This window comes from Peribacillus sp. NPDC097197 (assembly GCF_050278025.1).
In the GTDB taxonomy this organism is placed as follows: Bacteria; Bacillota; Bacilli; order Bacillales; family DSM-1321; genus Peribacillus.
The window spans coordinates 110973-126858 of record NZ_JBNNST010000002.1 but is presented as its reverse complement, the minus strand read 5'-3'; the positions used below and the strand labels follow the sequence as shown (position 1 = coordinate 126858).

Here is a 15886-nt window from a genome sequence, read left to right as displayed (position 1 = left end):
CTACCAAGATATGTTGGCATGAGAAGAGCGAAAGAATTAATGTTAACAGGGAAATTGCTAAGCGGTGTTCAATGTGCCGAATGGGGACTTGCGAACGTATCCGCTCCTAAAGAAGAACTGGATCAAGTGGTTGAAACCTTCTTAGGTGATTTAACTGACAAAAGCCCATTCGTTATGTGGATTACGAAAATGTCAGCAAACCGCGGTTTAGATGCGGATACCGATACATTGATGGTGCTAGAACATCTTGCTTGTAATGTTGTGCATCAAAGTGAGGATGCAAAAGAAGGAGTTCAAGCGTTCCTGAACAAAAAGAAACCGGTGTGGACTGGATTGTAAGAGTTAGGAGGAAAAAAATGATTAAATTTGTTGTCCTAGCACGACGTCCGAGTGATTGGGAAAAGGAACGTTTCTTGGAATGGTGGCGTGGTCCTCATGCAGATATGGCTAAGAAATTACCAGGGGTGTTAGCTTACACTCATGGAAAGGTAGAAAAAGATTTCGATCAACGTAATGGGGAACCGGAATGGGACGGACTTGCGCAACTTTATTTTAAGGATCGGGAAGCCTTAAATCGAATGTTGATATCACCTGAGTGGGTAGCTGCAGTTGAGGATACAGCATCAATGGGAGGGAAGCGAATTGCATTGATTATGGATGAGGTGGATTTATTGGCTGAAGAAATTGGTACAGCTACACAACCACCTAGAGCAGCTTCCCGTAGCTCTCGATTTGTTCTCGATACGTTTGATTTACGCGGGAAAACAGCGTTGATAATGGGGGGGCACGGGGTATTAGCTAGTACTATGGCTAAAACACTTGCAGAATTAGGCTGTAATGTTGCCTTAGCGGCTCGTAAGGAATCTCTATGCGTTAGTTTGGCAGAGGAAATAACCAAAACTTACAATGTAGAGGCGATTGGTCTCCGTTGTGACATTACCAATCAACAAGAAGTAGAAAACACAGTAACGGAAACTATAAACCGCTTTGGCACCATAGATATTCTAATTAATAGTGCAGGAACGTTTTGGTCGGGTCCGCCAGAAGAGATTCCTCTAAATGGCTGGACTAAAGTGATTGATGTAAACCTAACCGGAACTTTCCTATGCTGTCAATCAGCTGCAAAACATATGATTAAAAATGGCGGAGGAACCATTATTAATATTACTTCTTCGGGAGGGCTAATGTCCTTCCCGCCGGAAGCCGGTGAGGTTGTTCCTTATACAACGTCAAAAGCTGCTGTGATAAAGCTAACCCAGGACTTGGCTGTAAGCTGGGCGCATTATGGAATTAGAGTTAACAGCCTTGCACCAGGATCCATCGACTCAGGTTTCACGGAAGAAATTGATGAACAACGACAATCCTGGTTACGTAACCGTATACCTATGGGTCGTTTTGGAAGATCAGAAGAAATTTCAGGAGCTATTGCCTTCCTTGCATCAGAGGCTTCCAGCTTTATGACAGGTCAAACACTTGTTGTTGATGGTGGACAGACGATTGGATAGGAGGGGTCCTTTTGATTAATGAAATCGGTGATATAACATGGGGGACAGAAGGCCTCTGGAAACAGTTCGCCAGGTGGTTTGAAATGGACCCAGAATCAGTAGCGGTCTTTGATGGGGAAAGTCCGATAAAGCGAATTGACATTTACCGTAATGCATTAGTTTTAGCAGATCAGCTGTTGCAAGCGGGTATCGGGGCTGGTCACAGAATTCTTTTTGATTCGCATACATCAGTTGATACAGTTGTTATTGGACTTGCCCTTTCCAAATTAGGAGCAATCATCTGTCCGGTTAATTACAAGCTTGCTAACAAAGAACGACAATTAATTCTCGAACGACTACGTCCAACTGCTTATCTAAGCCATAGGAAAGAAAAAGCGGCTGTCGAGTTAGTTGGGTTGAAAAATATGTACTTGTATTTGCAGTCATCTCCGATTGTAGAGTCAACGTCCGAAGAGGAAACGGTTTTAATCGGCTTTACTTCAGGAACTACGGGTGTTCCCAAAGCAGTGCCACATACTGCTAGTTCACTTAATTATGCAAGTAAGTATTGTTCAAGCATTGTTGGTTTAAGGCAGGGTGAGCCCATCATGGCTATTTCGCCTCTCACCTCTGCTGCAGGATGGACATTTAACGTTCACATCGCGCTGTCGATGGGACATCCTTTAATTCTTATGGGAGAATGGAATCCACTTAAGGCACTTGAACTAATGGATTTGCATAAAAGTGCTTGGGGGATGTGTGTACCAACCCATCTTCTTCTAATGATGGAGGCAGTCCACTCAGGACAATGGACCCGTCATCTTCCTTCGATGAGAGCCTTATCAGTAGGTGGTAGTCCTAATTCCGTAGATATCGTCATCAATGCAAACAAGTTACTAGGTATTCAAGTACTCCGCATGTATGGAATGTCTGAATGCTTAGGACATGCATCGGTCCGTTTAACTGATCTTGAAGAACGTAAACTCATTTTTGATGGCGTGCCGTTTCCAGGAACTCATTTGGAAGCGTATGACAGTAAAGGAAAAAGTCTTCCGCGAGGGGAAATTGGAGAGGCAGGTGTCCGAGGTCCGTCTCTCTTTAAGGGCTACTTGCCAGGACTAGGGGCAGAACAAAATAAGCGAACGTCAGACGATGCTTTTTTAACGGGGGATTTAATCATTCGTGATGAGGAAGGATTCATTAGGGTTGTTGGAAGAATTAAGGACCAAATTATTCGTGGGGGATTTAAAATTGATGCAGCAGAAGTAGAGACCGCCTTGATGACACATCCGGCAATTGTTGAAGCAGCTGTTGTTAGTCGTCCAGATAAACTGCTAGGTGAACGAATCTGTGCTGTTGTATCGGTCCGAGCTAATCATGAGTTAATCTTAGATGACATATGTTCCTGTTTAAAAGAAATTGGGATTTCTAAAGCTAAGTGGCCAGAGTTTTTATTTATTGTACCATCTCTCCCAAAAACCGATTTTGGTAAAGTGGATAAAAACCGGGTGAGGGAGATTGTCTTAAAAGAAGATCAAACTCATGCTTAAATCTATCGAAAAATAATTAGACTTGCTCATAAGATTCTTTTACCTATCTGTAACTGGTATTTCCTGAAAAAGTAGGATGTGTTAATCGGTAGATGCAATACGTAAACAGATGGGTAGTGTGGATATTGCTTTTAATGTTCAAAAGTAGAAGTGAATTTCTGACCAATTTTAATAAACAATTAAAATAATGGTCTTTTGGACAAGTTAGTTCCATTTTCGATAAAGTGTTAGCAGCTGCTGTACAGGTTACGATCTATTAGTGTTGCCATCGAAAACTTCCTTTATCTTAATCTAGTATAGCTATCGAATGCTAGAGGAACATAACATGAAGTTTTTGTACATGTTTTAATAACCTGATTTGGAAGGAAGGAAATTGTTTTGGTTTCGAATATAAAATATGACTTAAAAGGACCAGAAGGTGCATCAGAAATTCTGCTTTTACATGAACTAGGCGGGAGCCGTTCTTCTTGGCAGTGGATTGATCCATATCTTGAAAATAACTTCAGGAGAATAATCGTTGACCTGCCAGGTGCTGGCGAAAGCCCCCTTGTCAATTCAGTCATGAGCCTAGATGATGTGGCTCGAAGTCTAATTGATTTATTAGATGACTTAAAGATAGAGACCATCAATTTAGCTGGGGTAGCGTATGGAGCGGTTGTTGCTGCCTATCTTGCTGCAAATTTTCCAGAGCGCATCTCTTCTGTCATGCTGATTGCGATTGGACCGCACATTAGTCAGGGGGTCTCTGATTATGTGTTTAATCGTGCAAATCAGGTAGAAAAGGAAGGGATGGAGGCAGTAGTAAACTATAGCCTGGAAAGTTCCTTTCCGTCCTCTTTCAGAGAACGCTTTCCCGAAATTGTTGCGAATTACAGAAATATATTTACAAGTAATAATCCTTATCATTATGCAGTTTGCTCTCGTGCAATTGCTAGAGCAGGTACAATATTGACCGAACGGATAAAGAGCATTCGCTCACGTGCTGTCGTAATTGGGGGTATGCTCGATCCATCCTTCACACCTGAGGTTGTGGGTGAGGTTGGTCAACTCTTAAACCCACCTGTCAAACCTACTATTATGGAAGAAGCTGGACACTTCCCGCAAATTCAAGCTTCTGAAAAACTCGCAAACTATATGATAAAATTTTTTAACTCAAGAATATATATCTGATTTCTTGAAAGAGTGGTGACACGAATGTTTGATAAAGGACAAGCAATGTTATTGTGGGCATTAGAGTGTCAGCCGGAAATAACTGCGGAGTGGAACGAATGGTATAATCTGGAGCATCTGTCTTCACTAGTGCAAGTGCCAGGTTTTATAAGCGGAAATCGATATGAACAGGTAGAATCTTCTTCTCTATCACCTTTAAATCCTAGGTTTCCTGCCCCACGATATTTGAGTTTCTATGAGCTTTATGATGAAAAAGTGTTAGAGTCCGAGGCTTATCATATTAACCGAACATCTACAGGTCCAGGAATGCGGCCTGAATGGACAAAAAGAATGCTTACTTACATTACTAGTATAATGGGGGGAACCTATAAACCTCTTACTGATACTTGGTTGAATGATACGGACCGTACAGCTCAAAATGTGTGGGCACTATTCTTTGATCCGGAAGAATATGGAGAGGAGAAATTGGATCATTGGTACAATGACCAATTGTTCCCCATATTAAAGGAAAACGAGTCTATAAAGGCTTGCCGTCTAATTGGAACCGATCAGTCCTCTCCTAAAGTACAAGGAGGTGTACAACAACTGAAAGGTCCTAGGAGGATTTTGCTGTGCTCCGTTCAAGACCAATTTAATCCGGAAGTACAGCAAGCATCACTAGTGGAAGCGTGGAGAGGTGGAAGAGATTTTATCAGTGCAGCCCAAGCAGTATTATATAAGAGGATGTCAATAAAGTAGTAAATGAGAATTGACATTAATAGTTCGATGAATTTCTAAAGTCTAGTAACGAATAACATTGAGATCGTATAAAAGGTGAATCTTTAATGATTCACCCCATATCCATATTCTATTTATTTGCAAAGTAGAATACCTATTCACTTATCAAAAGATGAAAGTTGATTCACCTTTTAGTATTTTAGATGAAAACATGATGCAATAATCAAAGGAAAAACGATTTAAATATCGTTCTTCGTGGGAGGGTTAACATTGGAAAAAGCGAAAGAGAAACTTCCAGTACAGCCCGGGCTCTTTAATTCTTCAAAAGAACCATATGGTCTAATTGTTTCACAATGCTCTGAATGTGGTGAAATGGCCTTTCCAAAACAAATTTATTGCCCAGAATGCTGTACAGAAACGATGGAAGAATTGATTTTACATTCTAGGGGGAAATTGAAAAGTTTTACTGGAATTTATTCCCCTACACCAGGATACAAAGGGGAAGTTCCATATACAGTTGGTGTCGTTGAATTTCAAGAAGGTATCAGAATTATGGGTCTAACAACAGAAAAGACAATTGACCATTTAGAAGCAGGGATGGAAGTTGAAATCATTTTTGATTTGGCATATGTGGAAGAAGGTAAAGAATATATAACATTTAAGTATAAACCAGTTCCATAGGGAAGGGAGGGTTTCTATTGGATGAGGTTGTGATTGCTGGAGTAGGAATGCATGAGTTTGGCCGATTTAATGATAAGAGTTACAGGGATTTAGGTTCAATAGCTGCAAAACGTGCTTTAGCAGATGCTAATATGACCATGAAAGATATCCAAGCGGCTTTCTCTGCAAATGTGTATGAGATTTCCGCATCAGGCCATAACGTACTAGAAAGATTAGGTCTTCCAGGTATCCCTATTGTGAATGTAGAAAATGCGTGTGCGAGCGGTGCTTCTGCTTTACGTCTTGCATGCCAAGCAGTTGAATCAGGGGTTTACGATATAGTCCTTGCAGTTGGGTTTGAAAAAAGCCCAAGGGGATTTTTACATGGTGCTGGATATGATTATTGGCAGGAAGCGACGGGGTTGGGAGCAAACCCTATTTATTTCGCGACAAGTATTCATGAACACATGGTGGAATATGGAACGACAAAAGAACAATTAGCTTATATTACTTCTAAAAGTCATAAGTATGCTGTTCATAACCCCTATGCGATGTTTAGAAAAGAACTATCGATTGAAGAGATACTTAATGCACGAATGGTCTCAGATCCCTTAACACTTTACATGTTGTGTGCTCCAAATGATGGTGCAGCAGCTGCTATCATTTGTAAGAAGAAAACGGCCCAAAAGTTTACAAAGAACTATGTCACTATTGCTGCTTCCGTTTTGGAAACGAGACGAAGAGGGGATATGTTCGTACCGGCTGTTTCCGCACCTGTCCACACGTCTTATCCAACACTTGCTGAACGAGCAGCTCACGCAGCTTATGAGATGGCAGGAATTAGTCCTGAAGAAATTGATGTAGCGGAAATACAAGATGTGGATGCAGGTTCTGAGATTATCTATTCCGAAAGATTAGGTTTTTGTCCGATAGGAGAGGGAGGGCTGAGAGCTCAGGTTGGCGAGACTTCCATCGGAGGCAGGATTCCTATAAATGTTAGTGGTGGAATTCTTTCCAGGGGTGAACCTGTTGGGGCATCTTCTCTTGGACAAATTGCTGAGGTTACTTGGCAGTTAAGAGGAGAAGCGGGTGCTAATCAAGTAGAAGGAGCGAAGGTTGCATTATGTCATAGTGAAGGGGCAGGAGGGAACTCCTGTGTCACCATCTTAAAAAGATAGGGGGAAAAGTAAAAATGATTGATTCTAAAACAGCATCTAAAAATAGTCGAGCGGGAGGAAGAATAAGTAAGAGCTATCTGAGTGAAAATCATGAAATATTCAGACGTGCTTTAAAGAAGTTTTTAGAAAAAGAAGCAGTACCATACTTTGAACAGTGGGAGAAAGAAAAAAAGGTCTCGCTTTCCTTCTGGAAAAAGATGGGGGAACAAGGTTTTCTTTGTCCATGGGCGGATGAAAAGTATGGCGGGGCTAATGCAGACTTTGGATATTCGGTAATTATCAATGAAGAGTTGGAAAGAGTCGGTGGCGGGTTAGTGGGAATCAATAATCATAATGACATTGTAGTCCCGTATATAAATACATTTGGAACTGAAGAACAAAAGCAACGTTGGATTCCTAGATGTATTACAGGCGATATCATTACTGGAATTGCAATGACTGAACCAGGCGGAGGTTCTGATGTTGCAAGTTTAAAGACTACAGCGGTTAGAGAAGGTGATTACTATATTTTAAATGGTGAAAAAACGTTTATTACAAGCGGCATTGTAGGAAATTTATTTGTGGTTGCCTGTAAAACGGATCATATGGCTACACCTGCACATAAAGGAGTAAGTCTTATTGTAGTGGAGAGCAATACGCCTGGCTTTTCTAAAGGACGCCAGTTAGAAAAGGTTGGCCAACACTCTTCGGATACATCTGAACTCATCTTTGATGACGCTCGTGTACCAGCTGAAAATCTATTAGGAGAAGAAGGTAAAGGATTTTATTACTTAATGGAAAAACTTCAACAAGAGCGGTTATTAGTTGCTGTTGGGAGCGTGGCTACAGCAGAAAAAATGCTTGAAGTCACGATTGATTATGTTAAACAGAGGGAGGCTTTTGGAAAAGCAATTAGTAAACTGCAAAATACACAGTTTAAAATAGCCGAAATGGCAACCGAGATTGTTATTGCAAGAACCTTTGTAGATGATTTAATCGTTAATCATATGGAGAAAAAAGACGTTATTACCCAAGTTTCAATGGCAAAGTGGTGGATTACGGAGATGACAAAAAGAGTTGCTACTACTTGTATGCAATTACATGGTGGTTATGGATTTATGGAAGAATATGAAATTGCTAGACGTTTTAGAGATGTTCAAGCAACTACCATTTATGCCGGTACAAATGAAATTATGAAAACCATCATTGCAAAGCGAATGGGACTCTAAGGGCTAACATCACTGAAAACGACCAAAGTTATATTAGTATAAAAAATTCAGATGAGCGTTATTTGTTGTTGATTTCATTGACGGTTGCTTGACCAATAAGCGACCGTCAGGGTCCTTTTCTATCACACTACAAAATTCTTTAACTTCTAAATATATATCCCTATCATGATTAAAAAAAATTTCCGGGAAGGGAGCTCTACAATGGAAAATGAAGCGGTCATAATGCAAGTAAATAATGGGATAGCCACAATCACTCTGAATGAACCTAATTCTCTCAATGCCCTTTCAGGTGCAATCATTGAGAAGTTGAACCATTTCTTCAATTCTATAAAAAATGATTCTTCTATTCGTGCTGTTATTCTAACAGGAAATGGGAGGTCCTTTTGTGCTGGTGGCGATATAAAGGGGTTTTCAAAAGTGACTTCTGCAGCCAGCGGGAGAAAATATATGCAAAAGCATAGTTACTTTCTAAAGGAATTGGTTAATATGGAAAAACCCGTGATAGCGGCGGTTAATGGTTTTGCTATCGGAGCGGGATTCAGCATTGCAATCGCATGTGATATTGTGATTGCCTCCTCTAAGGCCAAATTTGGATTGAGTTTTAATAAAGTTGGCCTAGTTCCTGATCTAGGGGCACTCTATCATTTACCAAGAATCGTTGGGATGGCAAGAGCAAAGGAGCTTGCGTTCTCAGATAGAATTCTTTCCGCAAGCGAAGCGAAAGATTATGGCATATGCCTAGAAGTTGTTGAGGAAGATTATCTATTAAATTTTTGCACCGAATTAGCGGATTCATTTGTCGCTAATCCACCAATTGCCATTGGGCTAACCAAAACAATGTTAAATCACAGTATGGAATCTTCATTGGAGGATATTCTCAAAGAAGAAGCAATGGTCCAAGGGATTGTATTTAATACACAGGATCATCAAGAAGGGGTTCGTGCTTTCATTGACAAAACAAAACCTAATTTTACCGGTTCTTACCAATAAGGTGTATATAAGATGTAAAATTTTTTCCTTTGTTACTTAGATTACTGATCTAGCCTCGTTGTTTGTAAAGGAGGGGAATTCACTTCTAGTTAATAATAATAAAGGATGTGAATCAGTGAGAAGATTTAACTTAGAGAATAAAGTGGCAATAGTTACTGGAGGAAACCGCGGATTAGGAAAAGCGATTTCGTTAGCGCTAGCGGAAGCTGGTGCAGATATTGTGATCGTCGGCCGGAATGAAGAAAAAAATAAAGAAGTAGTTGCCGAAGTGAAAGAGTATGGAAGAGAGGTAATCAGTATTCCGACGGACCTTCGGGATATCTCAGCAACCAAAGAAATGATGGGAACAGTAGTTAGACACTTCGGAAAAATCGATATTTTAGTTAATAATGCAGGAATCTCGCATACACAGTTGGCCTTCGATATCTCCGAGAGTGATTGGGATAAGGTAATGGACTTAAATGTAAAATCACTGTTTTTCTGTTGCCAATCTGCGGGGAAGGTAATGAAAGAGCAAGGATATGGAAAAATTATCAACCTTGCCTCTGTAGCAGGTGCTGTCGGTGATTATGGGATAGCTCCTTATACGGCAAGTAAAGCTGCAGTAATTAATTTAACAAGGTCGTTGGCGCTTGAATGGGTAAGACATGGCATCCAAGTGAATGCGATTGGACCTGCCTACATTGAAACAGAGTTGAATAGACAAGAGTTAAGCAATCCAAAAATCCGAGCAAAATTGATTGGGAAGACTCCGATGAATCGATTAGGAGAACCAGAAGAAATAACCGGTGCTGTCATTTTGTTAGCTTCGGAGGCTAGCAGTTTTATCACAGGGCAAACGATTTATATAGATGGTGGATGGTTAGCTCAATAAGTATTCTCTTTGGGGAAGGCAATGTTTCCTTATCATGATATGAAATAAATGAAGAAAAAAACAAAAGGAGGGATAATCTTGTTTGACTTTACCCCAAATGGAGCGCAAAAAGCAATGGTAGATAAAGCGACCAAAATTATGCACAATTATGTTTTTCCAAATGAAAAATATATGGTCCCGCATCGTGGATTACCTCAGGAAATTTTAAAGCCATTACAACAAATTGTGAAGGAAAATGGTTTGTGGGCTGGACATCTACCAAAAGATGTAGGTGGAATGGGAATGGGTTTTGTCTCATTAGGATTGTTGTCAGAAGTGATTGGTCAAAGTCCTATCGGCCCATATGTTTTTGGTTCAATGGCTCCTGACGCTGGTAACGGCGAGATTTTAGTTCATGCAGCGACTGAGGAACAAAAACAAAAATATTTAAAGCCACTGGCAGATTATGAAGTTCGTTCCTGTTTTGCTATGACGGAGCCGGAAGTATCAGGTTCTGACCCAAGAACACTCCAAGGAACAGCAATAAAAGATGGAAACGAGTGGATCATCAATGCCCATAAGTGGTTTACCACTGGTGCAGAGGGAGCTGCTTTTGCCATTGTGATGGTCGTAACAGACCCGGAAGCCGAGCCTCATCATCGCACGAGCTTGTTCCTTGTAGATACTGGGACACCAGGCTTTGAGATTGTGCGTGAAGTTCCTGTCATGGGAGATCATTATATAGGAGGACATTGTGAAGTTCGGTTTCATAATTGCCGAATTTCAGAGAATAATTTGCTGGGGAAACGAGGAGATGGATTCAAACTAGCTCAGCTTCGATTAGGTCCTGGGAGGATTACCCACTGCATGCGCTGGCTAGGTGTAGCACGACGGTCCTTGAATGAAATGATAGCCTATTCTTTAACGAAAAAAGATGGGGCTCAAACACTGGCAGATTCGCAAATTATTCAAAACGATCTTGCAGATTCAGAAGCAGAAATTCAGGCTTCCAGATTACTAACACTACAAGCTGCCTGGAAAATGGACCAAGGGGACCAAGCAAGGAAAGAAGTTTCACTTGCTAAGTTATATGGCGCTCAAGTCTTAAATAATGTCATCGACCGAGCTATTCAAAATCTAGGAATGTTGGGATTGACGCCAAATACACCACTAGAAGGGTTATATAGAGAAGCAAGAGCCGCTCGAATTTATGATGGAGCGGATGAGGTACACCGAATGGTGGTTGCTCGACAGGTATTAAAGAATTACCAATCAAAGGAGAAACTATATGAGCAAACTACAAGTCAATGAGATTAATTGGTCCATTGTCGAGGAGTATCTCCGTCAAGAAATACAAGGGCTAAGTTCTTCCCCCCTTGAGGTAAACCAATTCTCAGCAGGATATTCGAACTTAACTTACCTTATTTCTATTGGGGACTGGCAAGGAGTTTTGAGAAGGCCACCATTTGGTCCCATTCCTCCCAAGGCCCATGATATGAAAAGAGAGTTCGAAATACTTGAAAAATTGAATCGTGCTTTCCCGCTTGCACCAAAGCCATATTTATACTGTGCGGACCCAAATATTATGGAACGCCACTTTTATGTGATGGAGAAAAAAGAGGGGTGTGTGTTTGATGAAACTATCCCAAATGAATATGAAAATAAGGAAAACGTAGGACAACATGCATCAAAAGCTTTAGTTGATACACTAGTCAAATTGCATGCTGTTAATTATAAAACTGCTGGGTTAGATACCATCGGTTATCCAGATGGCTATTTAGGTCGACAGGTGAATGGGTGGATCAAGCGGTTCCACCAAGCGAAAACAAATGATATTCCTGCTGTCAGCTCTTTGGAAAATTGGCTTCTTGATAATATACCACCTTCTCTTTCGCCAACCATTGTTCATAACGATTTTAAATTGAATAATATGATGTTTGCAGCTTATGACCCGGGAGAGGTAATTGGTGTTTTTGATTGGGAGTTAAGTACGATTGGTGATCCACTAACCGACTTAGGTACGACACTTGCCTATTGGACCGAACCCGATGATAAAGTGACAGGGTTATCATCCGTTACAATGAATCCTGGATTTTTTACCAGAAGAGAAATATTAGAACTTTATAGTGAAAAAAGCGGTCGTGATATCACACATATTGACTATTATTTGACTTTCGCCTTTTACAAAATTGCCGTGATTCTTCAGCAAATCTATTATCGTTGGAAAATCGGGGAGGCAAAAGATAAGCGGTTTGGAAAATTGGATATAGGCATCAAGAATTTATTAGAACAAGCCTCTAAGGCGCAGAGAAAAGAAATGCTTCGCTGAGACTCTTCTGTATCCATTAGTTAAGAAAATCATCCAAATTATGATGGGGGTGGAATGACCTTGGCTAACGAGTTATTGAAACCGGAGTTAGAAAATGTAAAAGAAATTTTATCATCCATTTTATGCGATTATGCAGAAGATGCTGAGAAGTCATTCAAAAGAGATAGAAAAGAGTTGTCGAATGAAATCGTTAAACGTTTAAAACAAGTAGTTGATGATTATGGTTTAGATGGAATCGGTACAAATGAGGAATGGGGCGGCGCGGAGATATCCTTACTTGATAGAACGAAATTAGTAGAGGAAGCTTCCAAGCACCCATTTGGTCTTTACCATCCAGCTGCAGATGTGTTCGGAGGGGCATTTCCAAGTTTTTTAGCTGAGTGTACGAACAAACAGCGGGACTATTTTCTAAAGCCTGCCATGAAAACTGAAAAAGGCTGTTTTATCGCCGTTTGGGAGGAAGCTGAAGATAATGATTTAACCAAATTAACCACTTCAGCTATTCGAGATCAAGACAGTTGGATCATCACTGGTGAAAAGTCCTATATACAAAACCTAGATACATCGGGTTTTGGTGTTATCCTTGTAAATTGTCAACTTGAAAGTGGAGAGCTTAAACCAACTCTTTTTCTATTAGATTCTGTTGACCAATTGGAAAGGAAAGAAATGACTTTAATTGATGTACATTCTGCACACTCTATTATTTTTAATCAAACACGAATTTGTGACAATCAACGTATTGGTGCGATAGGTGATGGAACGAGATTTATAAAACAGTGGTTAGCCGAATCACAAGTTTTACTTGCCGCAAAATGCTTAGGTGTTTCCGTTCAAGCTATTGAATATGGGAAAGAATTCGCGAAAAAGAGGATTACGAGAGGAAAACCGCTTGCTGAATTTCCAACAATTCGAAATATGCTCGGGAAAGCGTATATCTCGTTGCAATCGGCTAGATTAATAGTGCAAGATGCTGCAAAAAGGATCGATAAGAATGAAGAGGATTGGGAGCTAATTGCTCAAACTGCGAAACTTCAGGCTACAGAAACTGCTTCAAAAATTGTGGATGATGTCTTACAAATTCATGGAGGTGCTGGTTTTGCTGGTGACTTGCCAATAGAAAGGTGGTATAAGGAGATTCGAATAGCAAGAGTAAACCATCTTAAATCGGAAACAATTATTGAAAATGTCTCATCTAAAGTATTGGAGTAACAAAAAATAATAAAGTAATAGTTTCATATAAAAGTTATTAAGTATCCATACTAGGAGGAATGTATATGCGTGAAGTGGTCATTATAGAGGGAGTTCGGACTCCTGTTGGAAAACGAAAAGGGGTTCTCAGTTCTATTCGTCCGGACGAATTAGCTGCTCATGTTTTAAACGAAGTAGTAGTACGTGCGGGCATAAGCACTAGTCTCGTAGAAGATGTCATATTGGGTTGTGTAACCCAAATAGAAGAACAAACATATAACATTGCCCGAATATCTGCCTTAATGGCAGGCTTTCCAATTCAGGTACCAGGGACAACAATTGACCGCCAGTGTGGATCTGGTCAACAGGCGATACATTTTGCGGCGCAAGCAATTATGAGTGGGGATATGGATATTGTGATCGCTGGCGGTGTGGAAAGTATGACTCGTGTCCCAATGGGATCATCGCGGAAAAATACCGATTGGAGTGAGATGCTGACTTCTCGCTTCGACATGATCCACCAGGGGTTGTCTGCGGAAAAGATTGCAGACAAATGGGAATTTACCCGGAAACAGTTAGATGAGTTTTCTCTAGAAAGTCATAATCGTGCATTGAATGCCCAAAGAGAAGGAAAGTTTGAAAGGGAGATTATGCCTCTAAAGGTCACACTTGAAGACGGAACAGTTATCAAGGTTAAACAAGATGAGGGTCCACGGGAAGGATCAACAATTGAAAAACTAGGAACCCTTAAACCAGCATTTGCGGAGGATGGAAAAATTCATGCAGGCAACTCAAGTCAAATGAGTGACGGCGCCGCAGCATTACTACTTATGTCCAAGGAGAAGGCGGAGGAATTAGGGCTTAAACCTAGGTTCCGAATCGCTGCCCGTGCAGTGATTGGTTCTGATCCTATCTTAATGTTGACGGGACCTATTGAAGCCTCTAAACAAGTATTAAATAAAGCAGGACTAACGATTGAAGACATGGATGTATATGAAGTGAATGAAGCATTTGCGTCAGTTCCAATGTGTTGGTTAGAAGAAATGGAAGCAGACCCTAGAAAATTGAATCCAAATGGTGGCGCAATTGCTTTAGGTCATCCTCTTGGTGCTACAGGTGCTCGTCTTATGGTTTCGATGATGCATGAACTCGAAAGAACTGGTGGTAGATTTGGACTTCAAGCTATCTGTGAAGGTGGTGGGATGGCTAATGGAACTATTATAGAAAGAATCTACTAATAATTAACTCATGCAGGTAATCTATTGGTTTCAATGAGGCTCAAAAATTCTCTAAACAAAAAGCATAGAAATTGTGTCAAAGGTTTTTTTAAACATGGTACAACTTTTCACGCATTGTTAATCATAAAAATTTAAGAACAAAAGGAGTGAGTTTTTGAAAAAAAATATCAATCGCCTAACTGTTATTGGATCAGGTGCTATGGGATCACAAATTGCGATGGTTTCAGCACTTGCTGGTATAGATGTTTATTTAAGAGATATAAGTGAAGAAAGCCTAAGAAAAGCAGAGGAATCATTGAATGGTCATATGAAAAAAAGAATACTCAAAGGCAAGCTATCTTCTCAAGAAGTGAAAGAAGCCTTTTCAAGACTGCATTTTGTAACGTCTTTAGAAGAAGCGCTAAAAGATACAGAATTTGTGATTGAAGCAATTGTTGAAGATCTCGAAGTAAAACGGCAATTATTTTCAGAAGTAGACGAATTGGTTTCAGAAGATGTGATTATTGCCACGAATAGCTCCACGATTGTAAGTTCGAAATTAGCGGATGCGACAAAACGTCCACACAAGGTATGTAATCTTCATTTCTTTAATCCTGTGCTAGTAATGGAATTAGTAGAGGTTGTAAAAGGGCTGCATACTTCAAACGAAACAGCGGACACTGCGGTTGAGTTTGTAAAACAAATCAACAAGACCCCAATTTTATTAAAAAAGGAAATTTCGGGATTTGTTGCTAATAGAATTTTGGGTGCACTAATAGACGAAGCAATTTATTTATTAGAAAATGATGTAGCGACTGTAGAGGAAATTGATCTTGCTTGTAAGAAAGCGCTTAATCATCCGATAGGTCCGTTTGCTCTCCTTGATTTAACCGGAATTGATGTGAATTATTATATCAGGAAAATCCTATATGAAGAAACTGGCGACGAATCAAAAAAGCCGCAAAGGGTCATCACAGAAAAATACTTCAAAGGAGAATATGGAAGGAAAACAGGAAAAGGCTTTTATACCTATAGTTAACGGCAATCTAATCCATTAACAACCCATGACATCAGCAGTCGCTTAAACCAAAGGAAATGCATCACCCCAAGAAAGCAATGATCCTTGGCGAGTCATTGTAACGTTTATAAAGAGGGCGAATGGATATACCTCTAAAGTTCAATAAGTTCTATAGGGAATACAATTATTTTCACTTGAAAATTCGATACCAAAATAGGCCAAGCACTTTCCCAAAGATGCCTTGGCTTATTTCACTTTTTGAATAATTATTTTGATCACTGAATAGAGAATGAAGAACTTAATGAATATCTCTGTGATTATTTC

General features: G+C 40.1%; 15 protein-coding genes. All 15 read left to right on the top strand.

Going from position 1 to position 15886, the window contains the following annotated elements:
- Positions 1 to 339 (top strand): enoyl-CoA hydratase/isomerase family protein (locus ACQKL6_RS03025; RefSeq protein ID WP_402988350.1); only part of this gene is annotated, 339 nt, incomplete at its 5' end.
- 17 nt (positions 340 to 356) lie between these two features.
- Entirely contained in the window at positions 357 to 1505 is a 1149-nt protein-coding gene (locus ACQKL6_RS03020; RefSeq protein WP_402868805.1) for an SDR family oxidoreductase, read from the top strand.
- 11 nt (positions 1506 to 1516) lie between these two features.
- The gene (locus ACQKL6_RS03015; protein ID WP_402988354.1) at positions 1517 to 3034 is read left to right on the top strand and encodes a class I adenylate-forming enzyme family protein; all 1518 of its coding nucleotides are present in this window, start codon (positions 1517 to 1519) and stop codon (positions 3032 to 3034) included.
- 378 nt (positions 3035 to 3412) lie between these two features.
- The gene (locus ACQKL6_RS03010; RefSeq protein ID WP_402988357.1) at positions 3413 to 4204 is read left to right on the top strand and encodes an alpha/beta fold hydrolase; all 792 of its coding nucleotides are present in this window, start codon (positions 3413 to 3415) and stop codon (positions 4202 to 4204) included.
- 24 nt (positions 4205 to 4228) lie between these two features.
- Complete coding sequence (locus ACQKL6_RS03005; RefSeq protein ID WP_402988360.1) at positions 4229 to 4942, top strand: hypothetical protein; 714 nt, start codon at positions 4229 to 4231, stop codon at positions 4940 to 4942.
- A 249-nt stretch (positions 4943 to 5191) separates the two neighbouring features.
- On the top strand, positions 5192 to 5602 hold the full coding sequence (locus ACQKL6_RS03000) for a Zn-ribbon domain-containing OB-fold protein (RefSeq protein WP_402988363.1): 411 nt from the start codon (positions 5192 to 5194) through the stop codon (positions 5600 to 5602).
- 17 nt (positions 5603 to 5619) lie between these two features.
- Positions 5620 to 6759: a thiolase family protein gene (locus ACQKL6_RS02995; RefSeq protein WP_402988366.1), complete on the top strand. Its 1140-nt coding sequence runs from the start codon at positions 5620 to 5622 to the stop codon at positions 6757 to 6759.
- A 14-nt stretch (positions 6760 to 6773) separates the two neighbouring features.
- A complete protein-coding gene (locus tag ACQKL6_RS02990; RefSeq protein WP_402868796.1) occupies positions 6774 to 7967 on the top strand; it encodes an acyl-CoA dehydrogenase family protein in 1194 nt (397 codons plus the stop codon).
- A gap of 201 nt (positions 7968 to 8168) precedes the next feature.
- Positions 8169 to 8957, top strand: coding sequence for an enoyl-CoA hydratase/isomerase family protein (locus tag ACQKL6_RS02985; RefSeq protein WP_427650553.1), 789 nt, complete (start codon positions 8169 to 8171; stop codon positions 8955 to 8957).
- A 115-nt stretch (positions 8958 to 9072) separates the two neighbouring features.
- Positions 9073 to 9831, top strand: a complete 759-nt coding sequence (locus ACQKL6_RS02980) for an SDR family NAD(P)-dependent oxidoreductase (RefSeq protein WP_402988372.1) — start codon at positions 9073 to 9075, stop codon at positions 9829 to 9831.
- 78 nt (positions 9832 to 9909) lie between these two features.
- On the top strand, positions 9910 to 11121 hold the full coding sequence (locus ACQKL6_RS02975; RefSeq protein ID WP_427650551.1) for an acyl-CoA dehydrogenase family protein: 1212 nt from the start codon (positions 9910 to 9912) through the stop codon (positions 11119 to 11121).
- Positions 11099 to 12139, top strand: a complete 1041-nt coding sequence (locus ACQKL6_RS02970) for a phosphotransferase family protein (protein ID WP_402988378.1) — start codon at positions 11099 to 11101, stop codon at positions 12137 to 12139. The genes ACQKL6_RS02975 and ACQKL6_RS02970 overlap by 23 nt, the downstream gene beginning before the upstream one ends.
- 60 nt (positions 12140 to 12199) lie before the next feature.
- The gene (locus ACQKL6_RS02965; protein ID WP_402988381.1) at positions 12200 to 13348 is read left to right on the top strand and encodes an acyl-CoA dehydrogenase family protein; all 1149 of its coding nucleotides are present in this window, start codon (positions 12200 to 12202) and stop codon (positions 13346 to 13348) included.
- A gap of 65 nt (positions 13349 to 13413) precedes the next feature.
- Positions 13414 to 14565 carry a thiolase family protein gene (locus ACQKL6_RS02960; protein WP_402988383.1) on the top strand — a complete coding sequence of 384 codons (1152 nt, stop codon included), beginning with the start codon at positions 13414 to 13416 and terminating at the stop codon, positions 14563 to 14565.
- 154 nt (positions 14566 to 14719) lie between these two features.
- A complete protein-coding gene (locus ACQKL6_RS02955) occupies positions 14720 to 15583 on the top strand; it encodes a 3-hydroxyacyl-CoA dehydrogenase family protein (RefSeq protein ID WP_402988386.1) in 864 nt (287 codons plus the stop codon).
- Positions 15584 to 15886 lie beyond the last annotated feature (303 nt).

Bases quoted from the DNA above. Each gene is read 5' to 3' on its own strand.
- ACQKL6_RS02990 (WP_402868796.1), top strand. From the start codon at position 6,774: ATGATTGATTCTAAAACAGCATCTAAAAATAGTCGAGCGGGAGGAAGA.
- ACQKL6_RS03020 (WP_402868805.1), top strand. From the start codon at position 357: ATGATTAAATTTGTTGTCCTAGCACGACGTCCGAGTGATTGGGAAAAG.
- ACQKL6_RS03005 (WP_402988360.1), top strand. From the start codon at position 4,229: ATGTTTGATAAAGGACAAGCAATGTTATTGTGGGCATTAGAGTGTCAG.
- ACQKL6_RS02985 (WP_427650553.1), top strand. From the start codon at position 8,169: ATGGAAAATGAAGCGGTCATAATGCAAGTAAATAATGGGATAGCCACA.
- ACQKL6_RS02960 (WP_402988383.1), top strand. From the start codon at position 13,414: ATGCGTGAAGTGGTCATTATAGAGGGAGTTCGGACTCCTGTTGGAAAA.
- ACQKL6_RS02970 (WP_402988378.1), top strand. From the start codon at position 11,099: ATGAGCAAACTACAAGTCAATGAGATTAATTGGTCCATTGTCGAGGAG.